This window comes from Nocardia sp. NPDC049707, from assembly GCF_040674855.1.
GTDB lineage: Bacteria > Actinomycetota > Actinomycetes > Mycobacteriales > Mycobacteriaceae > Nocardia.
In genome coordinates, this window is record NZ_JBFANN010000030.1 from 1 (window position 1) to 25,476 (window position 25,476).

26 protein-coding genes are annotated in these 25,476 nt (G+C 66.6%); 10 read left to right on the forward strand and 16 right to left on the reverse strand.

Features of this window, described 5'->3' with window-relative positions; all coding sequences use genetic code 11:
- Positions 1-431: 431 nt before the first annotated feature.
- Complete coding sequence (locus AB0J29_RS24350; protein ID WP_364790445.1) at positions 432-1,046, reverse strand: class I SAM-dependent methyltransferase; 615 nt, start codon at positions 1,044-1,046, stop codon at positions 432-434.
- Between the two features lie 792 nt (positions 1,047-1,838).
- Here AB0J29_RS24350 and AB0J29_RS24355 point away from each other — a divergent pair.
- Both AB0J29_RS24355 and AB0J29_RS24360 read left to right on the forward strand, forming a co-directional pair.
- Complete coding sequence (locus tag AB0J29_RS24355) at positions 1,839-2,204, forward strand: RNHCP domain-containing protein (RefSeq protein WP_364790448.1); 366 nt, start codon at positions 1,839-1,841, stop codon at positions 2,202-2,204.
- 25 nt (positions 2,205-2,229) lie between these two features.
- Entirely contained in the window at positions 2,230-2,664 is a 435-nt protein-coding gene (locus tag AB0J29_RS24360; protein WP_364790451.1) for an RNHCP domain-containing protein, read from the forward strand.
- Positions 2,665-2,846: 182 nt separating this feature from the next.
- On the opposite strand, the gene AB0J29_RS24365 is transcribed toward AB0J29_RS24360, so the two are convergent.
- The 7 genes from AB0J29_RS24365 to AB0J29_RS24395 all read right to left on the reverse strand — a co-directional run bounded on the left by AB0J29_RS24365 (position 2,847) and on the right by AB0J29_RS24395 (position 7,233).
- Entirely contained in the window at positions 2,847-3,116 is a 270-nt protein-coding gene (locus AB0J29_RS24365) for a hypothetical protein (protein WP_364790454.1), read from the reverse strand.
- Positions 3,117-3,548: 432 nt separating this feature from the next.
- Positions 3,549-4,850 carry a serine hydrolase domain-containing protein gene (locus AB0J29_RS24370; protein WP_364790457.1) on the reverse strand — a complete coding sequence of 434 codons (1,302 nt, stop codon included), beginning with the start codon at positions 4,848-4,850 and terminating at the stop codon, positions 3,549-3,551.
- An 807-nt stretch (positions 4,851-5,657) separates the two neighbouring features.
- Complete coding sequence (locus AB0J29_RS24375) at positions 5,658-5,984, reverse strand: DUF1048 domain-containing protein (RefSeq protein WP_364790460.1); 327 nt, start codon at positions 5,982-5,984, stop codon at positions 5,658-5,660.
- 1 nt (position 5,985) lies between these two features.
- On the reverse strand, positions 5,986-6,342 hold the full coding sequence (locus AB0J29_RS24380) for a DUF1048 domain-containing protein (protein WP_364790463.1): 357 nt from the start codon (positions 6,340-6,342) through the stop codon (positions 5,986-5,988).
- Entirely contained in the window at positions 6,339-6,647 is a 309-nt protein-coding gene (locus AB0J29_RS24385; protein ID WP_364790466.1) for a PadR family transcriptional regulator, read from the reverse strand. The genes AB0J29_RS24380 and AB0J29_RS24385 overlap by 4 nt, the downstream gene beginning before the upstream one ends.
- 220 nt (positions 6,648-6,867) lie before the next feature.
- Positions 6,868-7,047, reverse strand: coding sequence for a hypothetical protein (locus AB0J29_RS24390; protein ID WP_364790470.1), 180 nt, complete (start codon positions 7,045-7,047; stop codon positions 6,868-6,870).
- A gap of 12 nt (positions 7,048-7,059) precedes the next feature.
- On the reverse strand, positions 7,060-7,233 hold the full coding sequence (locus AB0J29_RS24395; protein WP_364790473.1) for a hypothetical protein: 174 nt from the start codon (positions 7,231-7,233) through the stop codon (positions 7,060-7,062).
- Between AB0J29_RS24395 and AB0J29_RS24400 the strand changes: the two genes are divergently transcribed.
- The 3 genes from AB0J29_RS24400 (at position 7,226) to AB0J29_RS24410 (ending at position 9,504) form a co-directional block, all read left to right on the forward strand.
- Positions 7,226-7,720 carry a class I SAM-dependent methyltransferase gene (locus tag AB0J29_RS24400; protein WP_364790476.1) on the forward strand — a complete coding sequence of 165 codons (495 nt, stop codon included), beginning with the start codon at positions 7,226-7,228 and terminating at the stop codon, positions 7,718-7,720. The genes AB0J29_RS24395 and AB0J29_RS24400 overlap by 8 nt on opposite strands.
- A gap of 155 nt (positions 7,721-7,875) precedes the next feature.
- Entirely contained in the window at positions 7,876-8,073 is a 198-nt protein-coding gene (locus AB0J29_RS24405; protein ID WP_364790479.1) for a hypothetical protein, read from the forward strand.
- A gap of 417 nt (positions 8,074-8,490) precedes the next feature.
- A complete protein-coding gene (locus tag AB0J29_RS24410; RefSeq protein WP_364790728.1) occupies positions 8,491-9,504 on the forward strand; it encodes a serine hydrolase domain-containing protein in 1,014 nt (337 codons plus the stop codon).
- 978 nt (positions 9,505-10,482) lie between these two features.
- On the opposite strand, the gene AB0J29_RS24415 is transcribed toward AB0J29_RS24410, so the two are convergent.
- On the reverse strand, positions 10,483-11,094 hold the full coding sequence (locus AB0J29_RS24415) for an XRE family transcriptional regulator (protein ID WP_364790482.1): 612 nt from the start codon (positions 11,092-11,094) through the stop codon (positions 10,483-10,485).
- 112 nt (positions 11,095-11,206) lie between these two features.
- On the opposite strand from AB0J29_RS24415, the gene AB0J29_RS24420 reads away from it, so the two are divergent.
- The 3 genes from AB0J29_RS24420 to AB0J29_RS24430 are packed head-to-tail and all read left to right on the forward strand — an operon-like array spanning position 11,207 to position 13,381.
- The gene (locus tag AB0J29_RS24420) at positions 11,207-11,833 is read left to right on the forward strand and encodes a class I SAM-dependent methyltransferase (RefSeq protein WP_364790485.1); all 627 of its coding nucleotides are present in this window, start codon (positions 11,207-11,209) and stop codon (positions 11,831-11,833) included.
- 24 nt (positions 11,834-11,857) lie between these two features.
- Positions 11,858-12,343: a DinB family protein gene (locus AB0J29_RS24425; protein WP_364790488.1), complete on the forward strand. Its 486-nt coding sequence runs from the start codon at positions 11,858-11,860 to the stop codon at positions 12,341-12,343.
- Between the two features lie 21 nt (positions 12,344-12,364).
- The gene (locus AB0J29_RS24430; RefSeq protein WP_364790491.1) at positions 12,365-13,381 is read left to right on the forward strand and encodes an alpha/beta hydrolase; all 1,017 of its coding nucleotides are present in this window, start codon (positions 12,365-12,367) and stop codon (positions 13,379-13,381) included.
- 232 nt (positions 13,382-13,613) lie between these two features.
- On the opposite strand, the gene AB0J29_RS24435 is transcribed toward AB0J29_RS24430, so the two are convergent.
- The 5 genes from AB0J29_RS24435 to AB0J29_RS24455 all read right to left on the reverse strand — a co-directional run bounded on the left by AB0J29_RS24435 (position 13,614) and on the right by AB0J29_RS24455 (position 20,534).
- Positions 13,614-14,159 (reverse strand): glycerol-3-phosphate responsive antiterminator, encoded by a 546-nt coding sequence (locus AB0J29_RS24435; RefSeq protein WP_364790494.1) that lies wholly within the window; start codon positions 14,157-14,159, stop codon positions 13,614-13,616.
- An 83-nt stretch (positions 14,160-14,242) separates the two neighbouring features.
- A complete protein-coding gene (locus tag AB0J29_RS24440) occupies positions 14,243-15,811 on the reverse strand; it encodes an FAD-binding oxidoreductase (protein WP_364790497.1) in 1,569 nt (522 codons plus the stop codon).
- Positions 15,808-17,481, reverse strand: coding sequence for a glycerol-3-phosphate dehydrogenase/oxidase (locus tag AB0J29_RS24445; RefSeq protein ID WP_364790500.1), 1,674 nt, complete (start codon positions 17,479-17,481; stop codon positions 15,808-15,810). Before AB0J29_RS24445 ends, AB0J29_RS24440 begins: the two co-directional genes overlap by 4 nt.
- Positions 17,478-19,061, reverse strand: a complete 1,584-nt coding sequence (locus AB0J29_RS24450) for an FGGY family carbohydrate kinase (RefSeq protein ID WP_364790503.1) — start codon at positions 19,059-19,061, stop codon at positions 17,478-17,480. The genes AB0J29_RS24445 and AB0J29_RS24450 overlap by 4 nt, the downstream gene beginning before the upstream one ends.
- Positions 19,062-19,097: 36 nt before the next feature.
- Positions 19,098-20,534 carry an MFS transporter gene (locus tag AB0J29_RS24455; protein ID WP_364790506.1) on the reverse strand — a complete coding sequence of 479 codons (1,437 nt, stop codon included), beginning with the start codon at positions 20,532-20,534 and terminating at the stop codon, positions 19,098-19,100.
- Positions 20,535-20,725: 191 nt separating this feature from the next.
- Here AB0J29_RS24455 and AB0J29_RS24460 point away from each other — a divergent pair, with 191 nt between their 5' ends.
- Together AB0J29_RS24460 and AB0J29_RS24465 are read left to right on the forward strand one after the other, a co-directional pair.
- Positions 20,726-21,019: a putative quinol monooxygenase gene (locus AB0J29_RS24460; RefSeq protein ID WP_364790509.1), complete on the forward strand. Its 294-nt coding sequence runs from the start codon at positions 20,726-20,728 to the stop codon at positions 21,017-21,019.
- A 339-nt stretch (positions 21,020-21,358) separates the two neighbouring features.
- Positions 21,359-22,285, forward strand: coding sequence for a LysR substrate-binding domain-containing protein (locus tag AB0J29_RS24465; RefSeq protein WP_364790512.1), 927 nt, complete (start codon positions 21,359-21,361; stop codon positions 22,283-22,285).
- Positions 22,286-22,351: 66 nt separating this feature from the next.
- Here AB0J29_RS24465 and AB0J29_RS24470 read toward each other — a convergent pair whose 3' ends face one another.
- Complete coding sequence (locus AB0J29_RS24470) at positions 22,352-23,809, reverse strand: aldehyde dehydrogenase family protein (RefSeq protein ID WP_364790515.1); 1,458 nt, start codon at positions 23,807-23,809, stop codon at positions 22,352-22,354.
- A gap of 5 nt (positions 23,810-23,814) precedes the next feature.
- The gene (locus AB0J29_RS24475; RefSeq protein ID WP_364790518.1) at positions 23,815-25,443 is read right to left on the reverse strand and encodes a thiamine pyrophosphate-binding protein; all 1,629 of its coding nucleotides are present in this window, start codon (positions 25,441-25,443) and stop codon (positions 23,815-23,817) included.
- Positions 25,444-25,476: the final 33 nt, after the last annotated feature.

Sequence of the window (25,476 nt, forward strand, 5' to 3'; positions counted from 1 at the left end):
CGCCGCCGCCATGCTCGCCCTGTAATTCATCCGGCTGGGAAGCATCCTGAGCCGGCGGAATGCACCATAAGTTGCCGCGCAATCGGAGAGTCGCCGAGGCGGATCGTCGTCGCTACTCAATTGCTGTGGTGGCCACATAACTCCCCGCTATGTGGGCGCCAGTGGGGAGTTCCAACTCGCCGCTGACAGTCCTGATAGCACACCGGCGGCCGTAGGCAACGACACGAGATCACAACCGGCACGCCACACCACAGCATGTAGGGTTCCCGCCTGACCGCCGAATTGACCATCACTCAGCGGCGGGAGGTCGCCACCTACGCGCGGGCCTTCGAAATCCTCGCCCAACAGTCCGTGACCGGCGAGGCGGCACGCGCCTCATAACTGCTGCTCTCGAGCGACGGGCCGCGGATGTCCCAGGGCGGCCGCAGGCTTCAATCCGCGCGCGAGAACACCGCCACCAGAAAGTCGGACTCGTCGGTAAATGGACGTAGATCCCACGTCGATAGCCGCAAGTCCACCGTGAGTCCGGCGTCGTCGGCGTCTGCCAGGAACTGCGGGAACTCGTAACCGCGATCGGCACCGAACCCCACAACCACCCGACCGGCTGGGGCGAGGTGGCGGGCGAACCCAGCCAGCACCGCCGCCCGGGTGGACGGCGCCAGAAATGTCATCACGTTCCCCGCACACACGATGACATCGAAGTCGCCGGCGATCCCACGGCTCGGCAAGTCCAGTTCGGCGAGATCACCGACTATCCAGGTAGGACCGGGATAGTCCTGCTCCGCCGCGGCGATCAACACCGGGTCGACGTCGACGCCGACCACGACGTGACCAGCTCGGTGCAAGTACGCACCCACACGCCCCGGTCCGCACCCCGCATCCAGGACTCGGCCACTGCGGTCGAGCATCGCGTCGACCAGCCGCGCCTCCCCGACGATATCCGTGCCTTCGGCCGCCATTGCCCGGAACCGCTCCACATACCACGTTGAATGCGCAGGATCAGCAGCAGTGAGCTCTTCCCACTGGCTGGGGGTACGTCCGCTCATGGTCTGTTCCTCTTCGCTCGGGCTTGCCTCTGGTTCACTGTGCCACCGCCGCGCAGACAGTGCGCGCGGCCCGATGGTGCCCGCCGCCGGCGCAGCCTGCCCATCGACACCGCATTTCAGGCGGATAACGACGTCAGAATTCGCACATGTATACCGCACCGACCACCCGAGTTCTCAACCAGAGCACGCCATAGCTACCCGCTCTGCACGATATTCGAGGCGCCGCAGGTCTCGCCTGCAGATGCATGCTGGGCGAATCAGTTTCGACTCTGCTGCCCAATTCCGTCGACAGCCACCTGACCAGCCTGGACTACGCCCTCACAGGCTGACCGCAGCGGTTACCGATCGCCGTGACTGCTCGGTCTGTCCCTGCCGTCTTGCTGCCACGGTGAGGCCGGGGCGGCCCGGGAAGCCGATACCTCGCCCTGCTGCCCACGTTCTGGCGAAGCCCTCAAAAATCATTGGCGGCCGCGGCAGGCATGCGAGTACATTGCAGTCCGTGCCACTGACGTATACCGGGCCATATCGCCCGGTCACTGGGCCCTGTGCCTTCGAGAGGGTGTGTTTATGACCCGGCCCGCGCCGAGCGCGCCTCACCGCACCGCATAACCGTCCGCTGCCTCTGCCGCCACTATCGCGCGGCGACCGGACGTCCGTTTCCGGTGCCCTGGTACGCCCGAACTCCGCGTCCCTTCCTTGCGAAGGCGAGGTGTTTCTGTGCGGCGTCTACTCATCGAGGCTGCTCGGCCTGCTCTTGCTGTCATGTCCGACTTCTCAGCAAGGAGCATCCGGGTGTCCACCCACAGCACCTTTAACACTTCCAACATCGACACCTTCGCCTGCGCGTGGTGCGGCCTGACCGTGTCCGCAACCACCGCCGACGGCACACGTCGTAACCACTGCCCATCCTGTCTGCACTCGCAGCACATCACCGACCACGTCGAGGGCGGCCCGAGCACCTGCCACGGGCGGATGACACCGATCGCCATCGCCGTACTGCGCACCGGCGACTGGATGGTCATCCACCGCTGCGTACGCTGCGATGAGCTCACCTCCAACCCCGTCTGCGCCGACGACAACCAGCTCATCTTGATGCGTATGGCCGTCCGCCCGCTCGCCCAACCGCCGTTCCCGCTGGAAGCGTTCGGCAGCCTGTGACCGGGCCGGGAAGGAGGAGATGACCATGTCGCGACGCAACAACACCCGAGCGCAGTCCTCTGTGTACCGCCGCCCGCAGAGACCCAAGGACGTGCTCCACGAGCACGGCGGCCACCGCGCCCATAACTTCAAATGCGCCAACTGTCGACTCGACGTGTCTCTCGACGCACCAGGCACCGGGCACCGCAACCACTGCCCCCACTGTCTGGCCAGCCTGCACGTCGACGCCCGCGTCCCGGGCGACCGGGCCGCCACCTGCCGCGGCCGTATGGAAGCCATGTCCATGTCCGCACGCCCCGACGGCGAATGGATGCTCATCCACGAGTGCCTGACCTGCGGCGAACTCAGCACCAACCGCATCGCGGGCGACGACAACCCGCTCGTGCTGGTGCGCCTGGTCCTCAGACCGCTGCAGAGCAGGAGCACCAGCATCGCCCACCGCGCGCTGCTCATGCTGTGACGACGCCAGGGCCGCGGGAAGAACTGGCATTACAGTCCTTCTCGCGGCCCGCCACCAGATTCAACCAGCCTTATCAGGGGGAACATGGCCGGGCACCGTAACGCGCCGCTGCCCTTGAGGGGCGGCTGCGCCGGTCCAGGCGTGCCGCGCCTGCTGCTTGCCACGTGATTTCCGGAGGCAGATCAGTGGGAGGGCGAGTATTCGGATTCGAACTCAGCCTTGCGGCGGGCGAGGTGGGCGGGCCAGTCGGCCCGTGCCGCGATCACATCGTCGATGGATAGTTTGATGACCGCGCAGTGGCTCAGAGAACAGGCTCGCGGAGAGGTGGCGTCGATCAGGGAGATGCCGCCGATCTCATCGCCATCGTTGATGTGGGTGCACAGCACAGGGTGAAAGTGACAGTCCTCGTAAATGTCTCCTGGGCCTATCTCACCTGGCTGGTCCGTGGTCATGGCGCAAGTATGCCGCTGCGACGCGGGTAGCGCTCACCGCGGCAACCGAATCCGCCGACGCCCCACACAGCCCGCGACCGCACCGACAGCTGACGAAAACCGCGAAAGCCGAGGGAGGCATACGAGCGCGTCGAATATGGGATGGCACCGACCGCAAACTCCGAGGCGACGTGGCGCGATGCCCTACCCGGAGTCCCCGCGGCATCATCGCCGCGCCCGGGGGTTGAGCTGGCCAACTGAGCGAAAATCCGGCGCTGAGCGAGGTTTCGCGCGAGGTAAGCCCCTGCTGTACTGGCGGTTTGGACTGCGCTGACAGCACCGACAGGTTCGCCGCGAGCCCAACACGCGTGCCGACGAGTCTGTTCAGCGTTGCGCAGCAACGGATTTCGTGTCGGTTGGGTGACTGCTGTCAGAGCGCGTGTTCCCCACTCGTCATCCGAGGCAGGACCGGACGGCCTCGGCCAGGCTCGCCGCCCGCGGGTCGTCGGGCCGGAAGTTCCAGAGATTGGTGACGTAGCCGAAGCCGACGCCGGCATCGGGGTCCGCGAAGCCGATCGATCCGCCGGAGCCCGGGTGGCCGAACGATCCCGGCCCGACCATCGGCAGCATCGGGCAGGCTCGCCAGAATCCGAGCGACATGTAGAAGGAGCGGCTGGCCGGGATGTTCAGCTCCGGCGGCAGCCCATGCATCCGCGTTTTGTGGGTCTGGACGGCTGCCGCCCTCTCGACAGTTGACGGATCGAGCAGCCGCACGCCGTCGACCTCGCTCACCGTGGCGGCATACATCCGTGCCACCGAGGCCGCGTCGGCGATCCCGTTCGCGGCCGGGAACTCGGCCGCGCGCCAGGCACGCGTGGTGTAGTACGCGGTCGCGGGGTCGGCCAGGTTGTCCAATGCGCCGCCGAGCGAGCCGGCGCGGATCGCGGGCGAGTCCGGACCCCACCCGGCCTCGAACCATGCGGTGACCGTGTCTGCGTCGAGCCCGGTCGCCTTGATCATCCCGGCGGTCAACTGCTCGAGGCTGAACGGAGCCGCGTATTCGATCCGGGCCACCCGGTCCTCTTCTTGCTCGGGCAACCCGATCCAGGCGCTCAGTCCGAGCGGGGCAGCCACCTCGTCGGCGAAGAACGTGCCGAGCGACTTGCCGGAGATCCGGCGCACGACCTCCCCTACCAGATGGCCGAACGTGACGCCGTGGTACAGGTGCTCCGTGCCCGGCTCCCACAGCGGCTGCTGCGCCTCGAGCGCGCGGATGACCGGTTCCCAGGCGCACGCCTGCTCGAACGTCAGCGGTCCGTCGACGATGGGCAGACCGGCCTGGTGGGACAGCAACCAGCGCACCGGGATTCGCTCCTTGCCGGCAGCGCCGAACTCCGGCCAGTACTGGACCACCGGGGCGTCCAGATCCAGCTGACCGCGCTGTGCCAGCAGGTGGGCACAGATGGCGGTAGCGCCTTTCGTCGTGGAGGCGACCTGGACGACGGTGTCTTCGTCCCACGGTCGGTTCGCCTGGCGATCAGCGAGGCCGTTCCACAGGTCGACGACACGGCGCCCGCCCACGTAGACGCAGCACGCCGCCCCCACCTCGCCGGGTTCTCCCTCGAAGTTCGCGCGGAACGCGTCGGCAACCTTTCCCCAGCCTTCTTCGACACCGCTACTACGACCGCTCCCGGAATCGTTGCCGGTCCAGGTCGAGTTGTTCGAGTCGGTGTTGGCCCTGCGTTGAGCGTGCATGTGATTACCCTTCCGTTTTGTCAGGCACTTTATACTTATAAGTAGATGTATACGTATATCGCTAGGTGTGCGAGACCTCCAGCAGTTACAAGTCGCGATCATCCCGTGGCAGGCAATGCGCTCACCGGATCTTTAGCGCTCCTATTGTGTATCAGGTTGTGACACAACATGATTCGGCCGCACGTTCCAGCAGATCTCAGCTGGGTGGCATGCGGCCGGACTCCCCCATGCGGAGAGGACACCCGAGCGCCGAGATTTACCAAGGGGGATCATCGAGGCCGCCCTCGACGTGGGAGAGATAGTCGAGCAGATTCCCGATTTCGGCCAGCGGCACGCCCGAACGTTCAGCGGGCGGCACTAGTGCGACAGATCTCGGCTCGCCGAACGCGGGATCGCTCTCTCGTGGGCAGGCGTTCGGGCTTGTGACCCAGCCGCGCAACGAGTGCGGATGGACACCTCGGCCGCTTTGCGCGACATCTTCGATGCACCCCAACAACCTGATCGAGAGCCGGACCGTCAATGCTGAAGTCCTTAGAACCGCGGGCGAGAACCGCGGACCGGCGCCGACGATGCGTTGCACGTCCATGGACGGTCGCGGCGCCAAGCGGTGCGGCGCGAGGACACCATGGGGCGGTAGTCACCGCCGTGACCCCCACCCGCTATCGGGCCACTTTGACGTTCACCGCCTGTCTCGGACCCGGGCGCACGCTGACAAAGAAAATCGACACAACGATAGAAACCCCCGCTCGAGGGCAGGCTTTCCCCCACCCAATACTCGACCACAGGTGGCCGGCGGAACAACGGAGATCATTTCATCCCGTCACCGACTTCCTTGCTGACAGACTCCTGATAGATGTCGACATAGGTCCGTGAGTCTTTTACCAGCTCGTCGCAGAAAGTCGCGACATCAGTGCCGATGAGTTCCATGACCCCTTTCTCGGCTGCGACCCCTTCCTCGAAGAAATCGAGAATCCCCGAGAGCAAGCTCCCATCGACCAATTCGACTGGCCCGATCTTGAAATAATATTTTTGAATCTCTTTGTAGACAATCTGGTAATCGGGCGGGAGCGCCTTGACCCGCGCCATGTGCGCCCGCCATTCCCTCTTACCTTCGATGATGTCGCGGATGCCCACCCTATCCTCCTAGCCGGCCCAGTTTCCTTGCAACGTTCTTGTTCAGCTGGTCGCGCCACTTGTCGCGATAATTCTTGGCTCCTTCTTCGCCGGCAATCGCCGCACAGAAGCCTTTGATGTCGCCGCCCAGCGCCTCGCGGAGACTCTGGCCATCCGATGCTGCTTCCTCGAGCAGCCCCAGAGCGCCGTCGAGAATCGGCATCAGGCGGCGACCCGTGATGTCCGAATAGGGGGAGAGATGGATCTTGACCTCCTCCCATGCTGCTCGATACTCCGCCGGGAGGGCCTCGACTCGAGCTTCGAAGGCTTTATATTCCCTGGTCAGATCGCTGCCTGTGATTGTCTCCCAGAAGTTCATTTCTCGCTGTCCTTGAGCTTATTGATGCGCGATGAGACGTATTCCCATTTCACCCAGAACGCCGCGAGTTCATTGCGTCCCGCATCGTTGAGTGCGTAAAATTTGCGCGGCGGGCCGACTTCGGACGGTCGTTTCGAAACATCGACCAGCCCGTTCTTTTCCAACCGCAGCAGGATGGCGTAGACGGTCCCTTCGATGACGTCTGCGAAACCGAGTTCGTTCAACCGGCGCGTAATGGCATAACCATATGTCTCCTCGGTGCCGATGATCTCGAGGACGCAGCCTTCGAGCGTACCTTTCAGCATCTCCGTCAAATTGTCCGTAGCCGCCCCCTTCCATCGAAATCCACTATTCAGTGCTAGTGACTACCACTAGACTGTATCACAGAGTAGAGATCGAGACACCCCTCGCGCAGCGAGGCAAGGTCGTCACCGAGCGGCCGTGGGTCACGGTTGGGTGTGGGCAGCGGCGCTCACGACGGTCGTGGGGATCGCGCCCGTCGGGCCGACACCATCCCACCCATGCTCAGCCCCATCTCGCGACTCGGTAGGCGAGGACGCCGGTTCGCGGCGGCCAGTGCGATTGCGGCAGCGGTCGCGGCCCAGGGACGGCAGCCCAGACCCCGGTCTTGGTGTGCTCGATCAGCTTCGGCTGTGTGGGCGAGTGCACCGACGCGCGCAAGGTGGCCGCGAAACGAGCGGGCACAGGGATAGGTTCCTATACCTCGATGTGGGACCCTACGATGACGGTGCGGTCGCCGGGCAGGCCGAAGTATGCGGCGGCGTCGGTGGTGATGTTGGAGGTGGCGAGGGCTGCACCAACCATCAGTGCGATCGCGAAAACCGTTGTTCCGCAAGCATCCGGTGATGCCAGGATGCCGGAGGTGAGCACTGACGATCCCAAAGAGCTGGTCCGGCAAGGCTACGACCATCTGTCCGAACACTACGACCAGGCCTTCGGCGGGGAGACCAAATATCGGGTATGGCTGGCTGAACTCGACCGGCAGATCTCGTCCGCGGCAAGGGTGCTCGACCTCGGCTGCGGGTCCGGGATCCCTGTCGCCCGCGTACTGGCGGCGACGGGCCGGCGGGTGGTCGGCGTCGATATCAGTGACGTTCAGATCGGCAGAGCCCGTCGGCTCGTGCCGGACGCCGACTTCATCCCCGCCGACGCGACAGCCATCGACTTCGAGCCGGAATCGTTCGACGCGGTCGTCTGCCTCTATATGCTGATCCACCTGCCACTGGATCAGCAGTTCCCGCTGCTTGCCAAGATCGCCGGATGGCTGCGGCCGCAGGGCTTGCTCGTCACTACCACTGGCCATCGAGCCTGGACGGGCAGCGACGACAACTGGCTCGGGAGCGGCACAACCATGTGATGGAGCCAGGCCGACGCCTCCACCTACCGGGCCTGGCTCATAGGCGCCGGCCTCGAGGTCCTCCGCGAAGAATTCGCTCCCGAAGGCAACAGCGGACACACCCTGTTCTGGGCAGTGAAACCCGAGCAGGCACACGAAACCTGCACTGGCAGCCATTGACCATTAAGGACCGCCGCATCGGCCGGCCAAACGCCCACCCCGACGACAGAATCGACTACGCCCGTCTGCTGCGCCAACAAGGAGACAGCCTCGGCGAAATCGCAACCAAGACCGGCATTCCGAAGACCTCGCCGCACCGCTACCTGAGCCCCTCGAAATCCAGTCTCGAAAACTGCTACAAGCGGTCCCGGTAGTAATCGCCCAAAACACAACGGATATGGCTGTCCCATCTCGTTGATCCCGAGGCAGTCTCGTTGATCTGAGGTGTCCGGCACCTCAGGTATTCGAAGCGGTTGTGTTGACGGCGGGTATCGGCAATGACCCCACCGCGGCAGTGACCGATAGCGCAAGCGTCCCAGCCCAGGCGAGCCCACAGTGTGTGGCAACGCGGGGCGTGGCTGCCCGCAGGCTGATCCGAGCCTAGTACTCCAGTCCGATATGCCGTTGTACTACAGTCCGATGCGCTACCGGCCTCGGATTCCTACCGTCGGATCATGCATATCCGAGCCTGTACTCTTGCAATCTGCGCAACCTCAGTGCTTTTGTCGGCCTGCAGACCCAGCCCGGCCGAGCTCGCCCCCGTACCTTCAGGTGCTCTCACCCGCGTGGACATGGTGCGTGACGACCTCGACGCGCTGATCCGCTCCGGCGCCGTCGGAGCCCTCGCCACCCTCACCGAAAACGGCACCACCACCGTCGTGGCCTCCGGTCTCGCCGATATCGCAGCAGGGACTCCGATCCCAACCGATCCTCCCCAGCACGTACGGGTCGGCAGCATCACCAAGACCTTCACCGCCGCGATCGTGCTGCAACTGGTGGCCGAACACAAGATCGACCTCGACCAGCCGATCGACATGTATCTGCCCGGTCTGCTCACCGGCGACGGCGTCGACGGGCGCACCATTACCGTCCGCCAGCTCCTGGGGCATCGAAGCGGACTGCCCGAACCGACCGAATCCCCGGAGATAAACGAGTACACGGCAGCACAGACCGGCCGCACCTACACCCCCGAGCAGGAGGTCGCCCTCGCCTTGCAGCATCCTGCGCAGTTCGCCCCCGGTACCCGATTCAAATACACCAACACCAACTACATCGTCGCCGGCATGCTGATCGAGGCAGTGACCAGGCACCGCTACAGCGATGAGCTGCGCGACCGCATACTCACCCCGCTGGGCTTGTCGGACACCTATCTACCGGCCACCGGCGAAACCGGTCTGCGCGACCCACATCCGAGCGGCTACGCAACCGTCGACGGCACCGTCACCGACGAGACACGCATAGAGCCGTCGGTACCGTGGACGTCGGGCGCGCTGGTCAGCACCGGCGCCGACCTCAACCACTTCTACACCGCGCTGCTGGCTGGGCAGGTGGTGCCCCGAGCCCAACTACAACAGATGCTCGACGGGGTCGACATGGGCCACGGTGACGGCATGTCCTATGGGCTCGGCGTCGGATACACCCAGCTACCGTGCGGCGCAAAATTTGTCGGTCACGTCGGTAACGTCAACGGCTTCTCCGCCATCTCCGGTGCCACCACGGCCGCCCGCGCAATCACGTTCTCCTACACCGGCACACCCTCCCCCCAGGATATCGGCAGCTTGCTCAGTCACGCGCTGTGTGGGTGACCATCCCAATGGCGCCCGGATAGTGGCATCACGATACGTCCTGTCCTGACCCAAACGACTGCTCGACATCGGACACGACACCACTGCGGCAGATTCGACTGTCGGGCAACGCATCAGAGTTCTGCAGCTGTGACACGACGACAGCGACGGAGCGTTCTCACGGTTGCAAATGCCAGAGGGCCGAACGCGCGACCATGCCCGCAGTGCGCGTCACCGGACGCGCGGATCGTTATAGATCGCCGACGAGACGCCCTAGGGTTCGATGACTTGCCTCAACATCAATGAGACAACCACCGCCGCTGCGAGCCTCACGTAACTGTGGCAGCCCAGCTCCCGCCGCTGGCCATGCCTCATGGTCGCCGAGATGGGACAATGGCGTAGCGCCTGATGATGGCTGATTCTGCTGCGGGAGAGGGTGGTTGGCTCAGCGACCGACCTCGTCGGCAGCCAAGCCGAGCATCCAACCGACAACGCGACATCGCTGCTGTTCAAGCCATTGTCGTTGTTTTTCGCGCGATTACTGCAACTGCCGCCAATTGCAGCGGATGCGAACTCGCGACTGCGTCTGCGCCAGCCGCGCTTCGGGGGGCGAAGGTGCTCGCGGCCAACGGAATCCGGCGACACAGCGGGCGTTGACAGAGTATGCCGACCAGATACTTCGATGGACGGATTCGACTCAGTTACCTGCGGTTTCGCGGGCAGTCGCATCCGGCGCGAGATTCTCGCATCGGATGCGACTCACCAGGATCTGGCCGAGGGACGGCGCTGACATGGGACAAAAGGTCCGATGGCCACAACCGGACCTCATAAAGCCCTGGCAATGCGCCACAACCGGAGACAGTTGAATACGCGACTTCACCAGTCCGGAACCCTGGTGGTGATGGTTGCGAGCGCCGATCCGGTCCTTCACCTGCTGAGGGTGATCCATCCGAGGCGTATTGCCCGGATTGCATCGCGGCGAGGAACTCACCCACCCAGTCAACGCCGCAGAGCCGGCTCCCCGGGAAGCTCAGCGATGCGGTCGGCGTGGACATGCGATCGCAGACCCTGCAAGCCGAACAGGATGAGCAGCTCGACCGTGCCACCGTCGGCGCTGCCCAGCCAGTGCGGTACGGAGGTGTCGAATTCCGCGGCCTCGCCGGGCGGCAAGGTCAGGTCGCGCTCGCCGACTACCAAGCGGAGGCGGCCGTTGAGTACATACAGCCACTCGAAGCCGTCGTGCGTCTGCGGGGTCGGCTCCAGCGGTGCCGGACGCGCGGGAATGATCATCTTGAACGCGTGCACCCCGCCCGGCCGCCGAGACAGCGGCACGAAGATCATCCCGTGCCGCCGGATCGGTTTCAGATGGATTCGGGGATCGCCGGTGCGGGGCGCACCGACGAGGTCGTCCAACGGCACGTCGTAGGTGCGAGCGAGCGGCAGCAGCAACTCGAGAGTTGCCCGGCGCTGCCCGCTCTCCAGCCGGGACAGTGTGCTCTCGGAGACGCCGGTCGTCGTCGCGAGGTCGGCGAGGGTGATGCCGCGCTCGCGCCGTAACGCACGCAGGCGCGGGCCCACCGCGTCGAGCACGTCATCTGTTTCGGGGTCCATGCGCCCATCTTGCCGGAACCGCAAGATTGCGTGCCAGATCGCGATGCACCGGATGAGACTGGGCCCTACCCACCCCGCCGTCTCCGAAGCCATTCCGACAGAAGGAGTCTCGATGACCACCACCGATGCGGTCACGTTCTGGAACGGCGTGTACGCCGACCGGCCGGCACCCGCAAACCCGCGCCCGAATGTTCTTCTCGCCGAGACGGTTCCGGATGTGTCACCCGGCGACGCACTGGACCTCGGCTGCGGCGACGGCGGCGACGCGCTGTGGCTGGCTCAGCACGGTTGGCGGGTGACCGCCGTCGACATCTCGGCCGTGGCGATCGAGCGGCTCGCCGGCCTCGCCCGCGCGCATGGCTTGGACGACCGGATCGCCGGCGAGCGGCACGACCTGCGCGAGTCCTTTCCCGCGGGGCGGTTCGACCTGGTCTGCGCTCACTACCTGCACACCCCGTTCGACTTCGACAGGGTCGCCGTCCTGCGCCTGGCCGCCTACGCGCTGCGGCCGGGCGGGCGGCTGCTGGTCGTCGACCACGGCTCGACCGCGCCCCGGTCGTGGAATCAGGATCCCGACGTCCGGTACCCGTCCCCGCACGAGGTCGCGGCCGGAATCGACCTGGATCCGGCGACATGGACGGTCGAGCGCGCCGACGCGCCCCGCCGTACCGCGACGGGACCGGACGGGCGCACCACCGAAGTCACCGATCACGTCCTGCTCATCCGCCGCACAGCCTGACCCCACCCAGGGAAGGAGACCACCGTGCCAACCATCAAGCGCCGCAACGACACTGCGCCGCCCCGGACCGGAAGCAGCGAGGCCGAGGTGCTGCGCGGCTTTCTCGACTATCTGCGGGCCAAGATCGCCGCGAAGGTCGAGGACGCCGCCGAACCGCAGGTGCGAACGGCCGCGGTGCCGTCGGGTACGAACCTGCTCGGCCTGATCCGACATCTCACCTTCGTCGAGCGCTCGATGTTCCTCGGGGACCGGGTCACCAACTGGCAGGCGACGTTCCAGGCCGCCCCGACCGACACCGTGGCCGACATCGTCGCCAGCTATCGCGAGGCGGTCGAGCGGGCCAACGAAATACTCGACGGCTGCACCGATCTCGGCGCGCCGGTTCCGCGGGCGGGCTCTTCCGCTCCCAGCCTGCGCTGGGCACTCACGCACATGATCGAGGAGACCGGCCGCCACGCGGGCCACGCGGACATCCTCCGCGAACTGATCGACGGAACGACCGGCCGCTGAGTTCATCCAGGACAGGACCACATGATCACCGCACCCCGGCCGCACGGCCTGCTCCGCCGCACGCGCACGGTCGCCACCGTCGCACTCGCGATCCTGCTCACGATGGGGACCGCGGCCTGCTCCACGACAACCCCCACCGTCCCCTCCTACGCCGCCGCCACGCACGGGGATCCCAAGTTCGAGAACACTTTTCAGCACAAGTTCACCGACGTCGACGGCGTCCGCATGCACTATGTGACCGGCGGCCACGGCACCCCGGTGGTACTGATCCACGGCTGGCCCCAGACCTGGTACGGCTGGTGGCCGATCATGCCCGCGCTCGCCGAACACCACACCGTCTACGCCGTCGACCTCCCCGGACTCGGTGACAGCACCGGCGCACCGACCGGCTACGACAAGGCCACTCTCGCCCGCTACGTGCACACCCTGATCGCCGGCCGGCTCGGCGTGCGGGACGCCCGAGTCGTCGGACACGACTTCGGCGCCGCCGTCGCGTTCGAGTACGCCGACCAGTTCCCCGCCGACACCGCCCGCCTCGGCTACCTCGACCTGCCGCTCCCCGGCCCCGCGATCGATGCACGCACCTACCGCACGCTGAGCTGGCACATCGCCTTCCACTCCCAGCAACGGATCCCCGAAGCGATCGTCGGCGACCACGTCCGCGAGTACCTGGCCATGTTCTACCCGCAGGTCTCCTTCGGCGGCTCGGCATTCGGCGGCACCTCGGAACAATCCCCGTTCACCGACGCCGAGATCGACGAATTCGCCCGCACCTACAGCAGAGCCGCGGCACTGTCGGGCGGCTTCGAGCTCTACCGCGCTCTCGACCAGGACGTCCGCGAAACCGTGGCGGACCCACCCACATCCGTCCCGACCCTGCTCATGACCGCCCAGGGCCAACTCGACGCGATCCGAGCCACCGTATCTGCCCGCCTGACCAACATCGTGCGAGCCGTCGACGTCCCGCACGCGGGGCACTGGCTCGTCGAGGAGAACCCCCAGTTCGTCACCACCGAACTCGAACACTTCCTCGACTGACGACGCCCGGCCCGGCTGCCTCGAGCCGGGCCGGTCCGGATGGGCGGCCGCACGCATGGCAGCGCACCAGGCCCCGCTGCGGATATTCGCACGGCGAAGGTTTCCGCCTGCGTTCCAGGCCGCCGCGGGCCCTGTTACCGGCCATAGATCACCTACCCGACGTCTCGAACGTCGGGTAGGTGATCCGGGCCTGCGCGTGGGTCGAAGCGAGCAGCGGTGAGGGCGGGAGAACTCAGAAGGTGTGCAGGGACGAGCGGCGTAGCTCCCACAAGTCCTCGTCCGAGGTGCAGACGCCGGCCGCGCCATGCTGGAGCGCCTCGACCACGTCCGCCTCCCCCTGGACGAACCCGGCCGCGAGATACGGCACCCCGAGGTCCCTGGCCTGCCGCTCCGTGTAGCGCAGCACGATCGCGGGCATGAGCTGGACCAGGTCCGGATTCGATCGGGCGATGGACTGGATACTGCGGTGCAGGTTGGAGCGGTCCGTCACGAACACCTTCTGCATGGACAGCAGGCCGAGGCCACTCGCCCGCTCGATGATCGCCGACCGGGTGGAGCAGATCCCGATCGCCCCGATCCCCTTGAGATAGGTCAGGGCGCCAGGGTCGTGGCCAAGACCCGGTGTCGAGTCCATATTGACGAACACGATCTTGCCTGCGGCGGCCGTGCGGCGGACCGTCGCCTCCAGGTCGCCGAGCGGGACGGACGCGAGGATGCCGAGCGGGGTCGAGGACGTGGCGAAGCGCTCCGCCATCGTCACGCCGACGAGCGATGCCATGACGGGATACTCCGCCAGTGCGGTTAGTAGGCGCTGATCAACGGGACGTTTCGGACGAGAGCTCACCGGATCCACCTTATGCACTAACCCTGCGTGGACTTACCGGTACCGGACCCGAAACGGCTGGGCAGCCCCAGCTTCCCCGGGTTCATGATCCCCGCCGGGTCGAGGGCCTGCTTGACCGCTACCAGCGTGCCGAAGCCGCTGCCCAGCGATGGCTCGACGTACGGCGAGCGCAGCAGGCCCACGCCGTGATGGTGGCTGATCGCGGCGCCGTGCCGGATGAGCACCTCGTTGGCGGCGTCCCAGGCGGCCCGGTACCACTCGCGGCGGCGGGGCCGTTCGACGTCGCCGCGTAGCGAGAAGTACAGGCAGGCTCCGTCGGTGTAGGCGTGCGACTGGTGTGCGGACGCGCGCAGCGTCCCGGGGACCGCCTCGATGGCCGCCACCACCTCGTCGTAGACAACGGGCAGGATCGACCACGGCGCAGCGATCTCGCAGGTGTCGGCGACGAAGCCGGGGCCCTTGTCGAAGCCGTCACCGGACTTGCCGACGAGCATCCGCTCGTCCAGCCAGCGGGCGAGGACGGCGTCGCCGTCGAGCGTCACCGGCGCCCGCTCGGCGCAGACCTTCTCGACGATGGCCATGGTCGCGTCCACCAGGGCCGGGTCGCCCTCGTCGGCAACGAGCAGCAGGTGGGTGTCCGGCTCGCCGAAGTGAGTGCCGCTCTCGTGCGCGTCGTACAGGCGCAGCACGGCGGGCGTCGCGCCGCGCTGAAGGATCTCTCGGCAGGCGTCCAGCCCTGCGGCGAAGGTGCCGAACCCGTAGGCGAGGCCCACCGCGTAGGAGGGCAGCCGGTGGGTGCGCAGCCGCAGCCGGGTGATCACGCCCAGCGTGCCCTCGGAGCCGATGAACAGCTGGCGCAAGTCCGGGCCGACGGCGGCCCGGGGGTAGGTGCCGAAGCTGGCAGGGGTGCCATCCGGCAGGACCACGTCGAGCCCGACGACCATGTCCTCGATCTTCCCGTACCGGGTGGACAGCTGGCCCGCGCCGCGGCAGGCCGCCCAACCGCCGACGGTGGAGATGGCGAAGGCAGACGGCCAGTGACCGGTAGTGGCACCGTGCGCCTCCTGCAGTTCCTTCTCGAACAGGTCACCGAACATGCCGGCCTGTACCTCGACGGTCATCGACTCGGCGTCGAACGAGATGATCTGGTTGAGGCGGCAAACGTCCAGCACAACCCCGCCGAACACCGGAAGCGCGGCGCCGAGGACGTTGCTGCGGCCGGCCGAGACCGTCAGGGGGATGCCGTGCGCATGGCAGACCCGGACCACGGCGGCCACCTGCTCCTCGTCGGCCGCTTCGACGATCACGGCGTCCGGGGTGGCCGGAGCGCCGTCCGTCTCGCCGATGGACGTGCCCGCCCACCAGTCGCGGGTGCGCAGGATCACCTCGTCCCGGTCCGTGTGCACGGCGGCGGCGACCGTGCGTAGTTCGGCGACGACCGCCTCGGGAACCCGGACTACGGCAGTCTGCAGGCTGGCACTCCCCTTGCCGGGCGGGCAGTCGGCGGCCCAGCGCGGCGGGGTTGGCGCGCCGACGACGTAGTCCCCCCGATTGAACGGATGGGTGATGGTCTGCCTGCTGATCATGAAAGTCCCTTCATCAGTACGTTCTTCTCGCGGTCGATGCTGGCGATGTAGTCGTCGATCTGCTGGGCGACCTCGGCATCCGACAGACCCAGCTCCTTCTGGAGCAGACGGCCGACCTCCGGCGCCGCATCCACCGACAGGTCACGGGCGAACACCCGCATCCGGGTGCGGCGGGACAGCACATCGTCGACGGTTCGCGCCAACTCGCAACGAGCCGCGTAGACGACCTCGGCCCGCAGGTAGGCGGTGCCCTCGATGATCGGCTCGGCGAGGGAAGGATCCTCGGCGAACAGCCCGGCGACGAACCTGGCCTCGGTGCCGTACCGCTCGCCCAGATGGGCGCCCAGCCCGCCGGTGGCCGAGGTGGCCTCCGTGTCGTAGCCGGCTCCGCCCAGCAGCGGGAGGCGCACCGTTCGGCAACGCGCCCGGCGGCCGAGGACCTTCAGCGCTTCGTCGACCACGAGCTCGCCCATGTGGCGGCTGGTGGTGAGCTTGCCGCCGGTGACCGTGACGAGCCCGCGCGCGTCCGTCGAGATCTGGTGGTCGCGGCTCATGTCGAGGGTGGCACCCTCCTTCGCACCGACCAGGGGGCGGAGCCCGGCGATCGAACCGACCACGTCCGCGGGTGTGAGGTCGGCATCGAACGCTGTGTTCGCCCCATCGAGGAGGTACCGCATCTCCTCGACGGTGCACAGCACCTCGTCCAAGGAGCCGTCGTAGTCGGTGTCGGTCGTTCCGACCACGACCACGTCCCCCCAGCGGGTGCAGGTCGCGCGACGGGCCCGGCCGGGGACGGGCACGGTCACGGTGCCGTCGACGGGCAGCCTGGTCCACGGCACCACGATGTGCACGCCCTTGGCGGGGCGGATCCTGGGTCGGTGGCCGGGGTCCGACAGGGCGTCCAGCGTGTCGGACCAGACCCCGGTGGCGTTGATCACGACACCCGCCCGCACGTCGATGTCCCGGCCGTCGACCTCGACGGTCGCGCCCCGTACGCTGCCGCCCTCGTGTAGGAGGCCGCGGCAGGTGGCGCCGTTGAGCACGGTCGCCCCGAAGTGCGCGGCGGTTCGCGCGATGGTCAGGGTCAGGCGCGCGTCGTCGGTACGGCTGTCGTAATAGAGCAGCCCACCCTTCAGCCGATCGGCGCGCAGCCGCGGCGCACGGGCGAGGACCTCGGGCACGCTCAGACGCTGGTGCAGCCTGCCGATGCGCCACCCGCCGGCAAGGTCGTACGTCCAGAGCAGACCCTCGAAGGCTTTGGCGATGCGCGCGTCGAAGACGCCGTCCTGGGCGAGCACGGGAAAGACGAACGGCAGTCGCTGCACCAGGTGCGGCGCGTTGCGGCGGAAGCGCTGCCGCTCCAGCAGCGAGCGTCGGACCAGCGGCAGGTTGCCCTGCTCGATGTAGCGCAGGCCGCCGTGCACCATCTTGGACGACTTGGATGACGTGCCCGACGCGAAGTCGTCCCGTTCCACCAGCGCCACGGTCAGGCCGCGGGTGACGGCGTCGAGTGCGGTGTAGCAGCCGGTCACACCACCACCGACGACGAGAACGTCTACGGTGCTGGAGGCGAGCCGTTCGATCTGCTCATGGCGGTCGAGCGTCAGCGGCGTCCGGCGGATGGCGCTCCTCGTCTCTGACCTCGCCTTACGTTCGGGAAGCCGGATCACGATGTCGATTCCTCCTGTGAGTCGGGTTCGGGGCCGCGGGAACCGCGCCCCTGCGGCCGAGCGCCGTGGTCGACGGCGGCCGTGACGTGGCGGGCCATCAGATCGCGCCATGCGGCTCGGGCGTCCTGGCGCTCGGTGTCGGACAGTGTGGGTTCGAAGACGGGGCCCGCCGGCAGCCCTGCCACGGCGGCCGCGACGCTCGGCCACAGCCCGGCCCGCACTCCGCCGACATAGGCGGTGCCGCGCAAGCTGGCCGTCTCATGGCCGCGGGCGCGCTGCACCGGTCGGCCGACCAGGTCGGCCTGGCTGGACATCAGCACGTCGCTGGTGGCGAGCCCGCCGCCGCAGAACAGGTCGGTGACGGGCTGTCCCATGGCCTTCTCCACGCCTTCCAGCAGGTCGCACACCGAGTGCGCGAAGCCTTCGAGGATGCCTCGGGCCAGCTCCGCCCGGGTCGTGGACAGGCTGAGACCGGTGAGGATCCCGGTGGTCTCCGGCGACCAGACGGGAGTCCGTAGTCCCGCCAGAGCGGGCAGGAACCGCACATGGGTCGGGCCGGTGTGCTCACGGGCCAGTTCCGCCAGCCGGCTCGGCGACTCGAACAGCCCGATCTCTTCGCACAGCCAGCGCATCGCGGAACCGGTCGTCGCGGCGTAACCTTCCACGCTGAACATGGACGCGCCCCGGGACCGCCAGCCGACCAGCGTGAGCACGCCGGGCACCTGGCAGCGGTGGGTGGGCGGCCGGTCGCCCGCAACGGCATCGAGGAAGGTGCCCGTTCCGTGGACGCACGTGGCCTGGCCGGGCCGGTGGGCGCCGAGCGCGATCATCGCCGCGTGCTGGTCACCCATAACCGACAGGATCGGCAACCGCCCGCCGAGAACCGACGGGTCGGTGACGCCGAAGTCGCCATCCTCGTCGACGATCCGCGGCAGCACGTCGCGCGGGCAGCCGAGGAACTCCACCCACGGCTCGTGCCAGTCTCCTGTCCGCAGGTCGTAGGCGCCCACAGCCACCGCGTTCGTGGCGGACATGACGTGGCGCGCTCCCCCGGTGAGCTTCCAGACGAGCCAAGTGTCGACCGAGCCGAAGGCCAGCCTGCCCTTGTCATGAGCCCTGCCGACGGCCTCGTTCCGGGTGATCTCCTCCGCCGCCCACAGCAGCGGTGCCCGGGCACCGACCGGCCGGCCGGTGTGCTCCACGAGGTACGCGTCCCACTCCGGCTCCCACGCCCGCAGCCGGGACGCATACCGGCGGTCCTGCCACACCACGGCCTGGCTGAGCGGTGTGCCGGTCACCGTGTCCCACAGCAGGACCGTGGCGCGCTGGGTGGAGATGGACACGCCGGTGACCTCCACCCCGTGCGCGGCCGCCCAGTCCAGCGCCTCGCGGCAGACCTGGACGGTGTTCACCCAGATCTCCGTCGCGTCCTGTTCGACGCGTACATGGTTGGACGATCTGACCGAGATGGGCAGGTACGCCGGTGCCGCCGTGTCGCCGTCGTCGAGGACGATGGCGGCACGGGTACCGGTGGTGCCCTCATCGATGCTGAGTACGCCTCGGCGGCGCTCCCTGGTCATCTGCGAAGGTCCTTTCATCGGTCCGGTTCAGCCCGTTCAGGCCGACACCGGCTGGCGCTGATGGAGGCGGATGGCCTCCTCTTCCAGGTTCACCTCGACGCGGGTCGGGTCCCACTTGATCGCAAGGCACACGAGCAGGCCGACCAGCGGCACCACCGAGAGGACCATCAGACTGTTGCCCACCCCGATGCCCGACTGGAGCTGGGGGAACAGGTACAGGCCCGCGACCGAACCGAGGCTGCCGAGCATGCCGGTCACGCCGGTGCCCATCGTGCGGATGTCGGACCGGTACGACAGCGCCGCGATCGACTTGCCGTTGGGGCCGGGGCCCGCCGAGTGGAAGAAAATGAATATCACCGGCAGCAGCGCAGCCAGGCCGACAGGCAACTGCTTGAACGTCGCGCCCATGACCAGCAGCGCGACGAACACCACCGCGTACCCCGTCATCGAGCTGATCCGCAAGCCCAGCCGCCGCCCGGCATAGGCCGACAGACAGCCACCGACGATGCCGACCGCGTTGAACGCCATGGCGCCCAGGGTCGCCTTCTCGAACTCCTTGCCGAACAGCTCGAGGCTGATCACCGGCAGGTACCAGCCCACAGCGAAGTACTGCATGGCCTGGGTGAGGGAGATCGCGGTCGACAGCACGGTCCGGGGGAGGTAGGGCTGGCGGAACAGCACGCCCGCGTCCCGGAACCCGACCTGGTGCCCGACCTTCTCGACCTGCCCGTTCTCCAGCGGCGCCTCCGCCACGGCGAACCCGTACATCCGGCGCAGGTTCGCCACGGACTCCCGCAGCCTGCCCTTGGACGCCAGCCAGGTGGGGCTCTCGACCAGGAAGAACAGCTGCAACACGAACAGGAGCAGTGCGAACGCGGCCGAGGAGGCGACGGACCAGCGCCAGATGTCCGCACCCACGTCGAACTTGTAGAACACCAGGGTGAGCAGGAGGTTCGTGGTGGTCGCGGTGTACCAGACGCCCTGCCAGAAGTTGAGCCTGCCCTTCAGCGAAGCCGGGGTGTACTCGGCCAGCAGGGCCATCGCCACAGCGAAGTCGATGCCGTAGGCGATGCCAACCAGGCCCCGCCCGACGAAGACCGTCTGGAAGTCCGAGCCGACCGCGGTCAGCACCGCGCCGAGCGCGAAGATGACCTTGGTCATCAGCAGCGGCTTGATCCGACCGATCCGCGCCGCGAGCCAGCCGCCGAAGGGGTTGGAGATGATCGCGATGGCCGGGGCCATCGCGGTGAGCACACCGACCTGCGTGGGTGACAGGCCCAGCTGCTTGACCATCGGGGACAGGCCGGCCCCCAGCGCCGCGTTGGAGTACGCGTCCAGGAACAGTCCCGCCAGCGCGAGAAACCAGATCGCGTTGGTGCGGCGGCCCAGGGCCTGGAGAGTGTCGATGAGAGCGGCAACATCTCCCGCGTTGCGGATGACCGCCGTTTTCGTGTTTGCAGGGCCGTCGTTCATGCCGCCGCCTTTCGGGGTTGAAAACCCCTGCCAGCGGTACGGAAACGACTGAAAGCACAGACGGAAGACCACTGACAGGATGTCTACGTCTGTGCTGTCGGTGAACGAGACGTTAAGCGGCTACGTCCTGACATGTCAAGCATCATGCTCAAAGATGACAAAGTGCGACCTCCGCCATAGAGTCGCCGGCCATGACCTATGTCGTACAAGCCGTGTGGACCGCCCGCGACGGCGAGGAGAGCGCAGTCGCCGACATCATCCGGCTCATCACCCCGCTGTCCCGGCAGGAGCCGGGCAACCTCGCGTACCAGGCGCACGTCAGCACCGACGACCCGCGACGATTCATGATCTACGAGGAGTACGTGGACGCCGCGGCCTTCCAGACGCACCGCGCCTCGGATCATTTCCAGGAGCACGTCGTAGGCGATTGCCTTGCCCGCCTGGAGTCCAGGGAAATCACCACCTACACCCCTCTCGCCTCCTGATCCCGCCGTCAGCGACAGGCGAGCACGCGGGGTCCGACTGACGACCAACCGCGGGCATCGACTTCGCCCTACCCGCCGAGACCTCCTATACCGAAGGGGCACACGGACATTCGTCGCGATGCTGCGGCAAGGGCCACTTCGGCCCGCTGCCATCGTGGGCTACGCGGTGGCGGCGGGATCCCCGCCCGCTTCGATCAATCGTGACCTCATTCAGCGAACTAGTTGCAACACAAGAACCGCTGATCGAAACCAGTCCGGCTGGAACACTTGTCACCAGTATCTCTAAATAGCGAAGACAAGTTATTTACAATCAGTAATATGCAGTTCACCCTCCGACAGTTGGAGTTCTTCGTCGCCGTAGTCGAAGAAGGCTCGGTCACCGAGGCAGCAAAACGCCTCCGAGTTTCACCGGGCGGTGTGTCGTTGGCGCTCAGCCAGCTGGAAGGAACCCTGAAAGTTCAACTGACCTTGCGTCATCGTGGCCGCGGTGCGGCTGTCACCCCGGCCGGTCGATGGGTCTACAACGAGGCAAAGTCGGTGCTCACGGGCGCGGAGGGAATCACCAACGTCGCCGAAGCGCTTCGAGGCACGCTGATCGGCCCCCTGCGTATCGGATGTTTCAGCACATTGTCACCGTGGCTCTTCCCACGCATCGCCGCGCACTTCACAAATGAATACCCGGGGGTGGATCTGCGGCTTGCAGAGGGCACGTCGGTGGAGTTACAGCGCGACCTGCGGGAAGGGAATCTCGATGTCGCTCTGTTGTATGCCAACCATCTCCAAGCCGGCATCGACGGCGTCGAGATCGTTCCCGTCCGCCTGCAGTTGGCGTTGGCACCCACGCACCGCCTGGCACACCTGAAAGAGATCCCGCTGCGCGAACTCGAGAATGAGGACGCGATCTTGCTAGGAGTTCAACCGTCCATCGGGCACGTCGAGGACCTCATGACCGCGGCGGGGATGAAGCCGAACGTGAAATGGCGCAGTACTAATGTGGAGACGATCCGTTCGATGGTTGCCCGGGGCCTCGGGTACACCATCATCATGGGCCGCCCCTACGGCGACTACACCTATGATGGCTTCCCCATCGCCTACCGACGTATCGCAGACGAGGTACCTGAGAACGCCGTGGTGGTCGCCTACCCCAGCGGAACCACCCTGACGACCAAGATCCAGACACTGGTGTCGTTCTGTCGCACCGAATTCGGCCACGAGGGCAAGGAAGCCGATACCGAAGGCGTTCGCGACGGTATGGGCGCATTGTGACCCGCGGGGGATGCTCGTCCGTTCCGGTCCTAGCGGGCGAGCATCCCGGATTCCCGGCCGAGAGTTCTAGCGGTCCGAGAATGGCTCACGAGCGCCGATCAGCGACTTCGTCTCGAGATACTCACGGATTCCGTGCAGGCCGCGTTCGCGTCCGTAACCCGATTGTTTGACACCGCCGAAGGGCGCCTGCATGTTGAGGGCAGCATGGTTGACGAATACGCAGCCGCTTCGGATCTGTCGGGCGACGCGTAGCACCCGGTCGGTGTCGGCACCCCCGTATACACCAGAGGCCAAACCATAAGCGGTGTTATTGGCAAGGCGGATACCGTCGGCCTCGTTTCGGTAGGTCAGGATCGACAGAACCGGCCCGAAGATCTCCTCACGCGCTATCTCCATGTCCTCGCCGACATCGGAAAAGACTGTGGGCTCGACGAACCAGCCCCGAGACAGACCCGAGGGCGCCTCGGGCCCACCGGTGACAAGCCGGGCACCCTGCGCCAGTCCCCGTTCGATGAACCCGCGGACGCGATCTCGCTGCGCCTGCGAAACCAGTGGCCCGACTCTGGTCTCCTGCTCCCACGGATCTCCGACTGTCAGCGCGGCGACGGCCGCGGCCGCGACCTGCTCTGCTTCGGCGATCCGGTCCTCGGGTACCAGTAGTCGCGTCAGCGCTGCACAGGTCTGGCCTGCGTTGTTGAAGCAACGCTCGACGCCGTAGTGCACTGCCGCCTGGAGATCGGCGTCATCGAGGACCAGCAACGCACCCTTCCCACCCAACTCCAAGGACACCCGCTTGAGTGAACGCGCAGCGGCCTCGGCGACCGAACGGCCAGCACGAGTCGAGCCGGTGAGGGACACCATGTCGACCAGCGGATGTTCCGCAAGCGCGGCACCGATGTCGGGGCCGCGGCCGAGAACCACGTTGAGCGTTCCCGGTGGTAGCCCGATGCCGTCAACGATCTCCGTCAGTGCGAGGCAACTCAATGGAGTGACCTCGCTCGGCTTGAGCACCACGGTGCAGCCGGCTGCCAGCGCTGGCGCGACCTTCAGTGCAATTTGGAACAGCGGGAAGTTCCAGGGTGTGATCGCGACCACAACACCGACAGGTTCTGAGATAACTACGGCGTTGCCAACCTCCGCTACCGCCAGTGCATCCGGTAGGAATGCGGCGGCATCCTCGAAAGCTGCGATCGCCGCGCCTACCTGGGCGTGATAGGCCGCAGCGCGCGGCATGCCGACTTCCGTGACGATGATGTCGGTGAGATCGTCCTGTCGAAGCCGCATCTCTTCGGCGATGCGCCGCAGCAACTGCGCGCGCTGGGCGGGCGAGATGGAGCTCCATGACGGCAGGGCACGGTGGGCAGCCTCGACCGCAGCGTCGGCTGCGGCTCGGCTGGCCAGCCGCACGGTGGCACACACATCCTCGGTCGCGGGATCGACGACATGGTGCAATTCTTCGATGTCGTCGGAGTACCACCGGCCATCGATATAGCTGCGGTCCGCGGTCACGGTTGCGCTGCGCACAGGTTTCACCTGTCCGCCGTCTCGGCGGCCCCGACCGGGGGTTCGGCCAAGAGCTTCCACGGCGAGGGCATCTCGCCGACCGGCACTTCGACGAGCAACGGTGAACGCGCCCCGTGAGCACCACGGATGATCGACGCCAGCGCGTCGGGTGTCGCGGCCGACTCGAAGGAGACGTCGAATGTCTCGGCCAGCTTCGCGAAATCGGGGTTCTTCAGGTCCACTCCGATGTTGCGGCCGAAGGTTTCCTGTTGGATCCGCTGCACGTTACCGAACGCATTGTTGTTGAACACGACGGTGACCAAGCCGATGCCGTATTTGGCGGCAGTGGCCAGTTCCTGCAGGCTCCATCCGAACCCACCGTCACCATTGATCGATACGACGGTGCTGCCGGGCTTTCCGACCTGAGCACCGAGCCCGGTCGGGAAACCATAGCCGAGTGTCCCCTGGTATCCGGGGGTGATGTAGGTGCCCGGTTCATAGACCGGGTAGGCCAGGCGCGCGGCGTAGCCGATCTGGGTCAGTTCCTCTACCAGCACACCGTCATCGGGCAAAGCACCTCGGATCGCCTCTAGCCAGGTCAGCTGCGGTTGGATCTGCGACAGCTGCCCTCGCTCCCACTCGCGGAACTTCTCCAGGTCCGGCATTGCCCGCCCGGCCGGTATTTCGGCGGTCAAGGCTTCCAGCCCCGCGCAGGCGTCGGCGATGATGCGGACATCGAATTCTCGTGGCGCAGCGGTGTCGGCCGGGTCGGCGTTCAGTGCGATGACACGGCGCTTTCCCGGTGTGAGTACCGGTTGCCCGTTCATGGTCACGAATCGGGTCCCGACGGCCAGCACGACGTCCGCGTGTTCGATCACTCGCATACCCGCAAGGCGTGACAGGGCCAGCGGGTGCCGGGCGCTCAGCGCGCCCTTTCCGTTCCGGCTCATCACCACGGGTGCACCGAGCGCCTCCGCGAGGTTCTGCAGGGCGCGTGAGGACTTGCTGTTACGAATCCCACCGCCGACGAAGATCACCGGACGCTGCGCGGATCGCAACAGCGCCGAGGCCTGCGCGATGTCCTCGGCCTCCGGCACGGCCAGTCCGAAGCCGACCGGTTCCAGCGGCTTCGCGGTGGTCGCAGCGGCAAGCACGTCCGGCGGGATCTCGATACCGACCGGTCGTGGCCGTCCGCTGGACACCTGACGAAATGCTTCACGAACCAGCCCGGGGATCTCCTTAGGGGTTCGGGCGATCCCGTTCCACTTGGTCAGCGAGGCAAGTAGCCCGCTCTGATTCTCGATCTCGTGCAGCATCCCCAGCCCTCGGTCGATGGTGTGTGAGGGGATGTGTCCAGCAATGCAGACCACGGGACTGTTCGCCGCGTAGGCCGTGGAAAGCGCCGCACCGGCATTGAGCAGGCCCGGGCCGGGGACGACCATGCAGACCCCGGGCCGATCGGCTACCCGAGCGTAGCCGTCGGCCATATAGGCTGCGCCCTGCTCGTGACGAGCGGACACGAAGTGGATTTCGTCCCGGTGCTGCGCCAAACCGTCGACCGCGTAGTCGAGCTGAATGCCGGGTACGCCGAAGACCGTCTTCACGTCCTCCCTGATCAACTGCTCGACGAGCAGTTCTCCACCGGTTTCGGGCATTTCTCTACTTTCTTGTTCGGCAGATCAACGGTG